Annotated in this window: 1 protein-coding gene; it reads left to right on the forward strand. The window is 70.8% G+C overall.

Translation table 11 applies throughout. The features are described from left to right. The coding region (gene zapE / locus N878_RS26365; protein ID WP_021446459.1) for an AFG1/ZapE family ATPase at positions 1-513 on the forward strand (513 nt) is incomplete at both ends.

Consider the following 513-nt stretch of genomic DNA (forward strand, 5'->3'; position numbering starts at 1 on the left):
TCTCTGGGGCGGCGTCGGGCGCGGCAAGAGCCTGCTGCTCGATGCCCTGTTCCAGGCCGCGCCGGTCGCAGCCAAGCGGCGCCTGCATGTGCACGCGTTGCTGCAGGAGGTGCAGCGACGTGCGCTGACCCACGGCGGGCAGGCCGATCCGCTGCGGCGGGTGGCCGCGGCGCTGGCGAGCGAGACGCAGCTGTTCTACCTCGACGAGTTCCACGTGCACGACATCGGCGATGCGATCCTCCTCGGGCGCCTGCTGCAGCACCTGCTGAGCCTGGATTGCATCCTGCTGTTGAGTTCCAACTACGCGCCCGCCGGACTCTGCCCCAATCCGCTCTACCACAGCCGTTTCAAGCCCTTCGCCGAGCTGCTGCAGCGCCATTGCCTGGTGCTGCGCCTGGACGACGGCCCCGATTACCGCCCGCTGAGCACGCGGCATTGGGGGCGTTACCTGCAGGGCTCGGGCGCTGTGTTCGGCGCCTGCCTGGGCTGGCGCGCGGCGGCGCAGCAGGTGGC

The organism is Pseudomonas sp. EGD-AK9, from assembly GCF_000465935.2.
Classification (GTDB): Bacteria; Pseudomonadota; Gammaproteobacteria; order Pseudomonadales; family Pseudomonadaceae; genus Aquipseudomonas.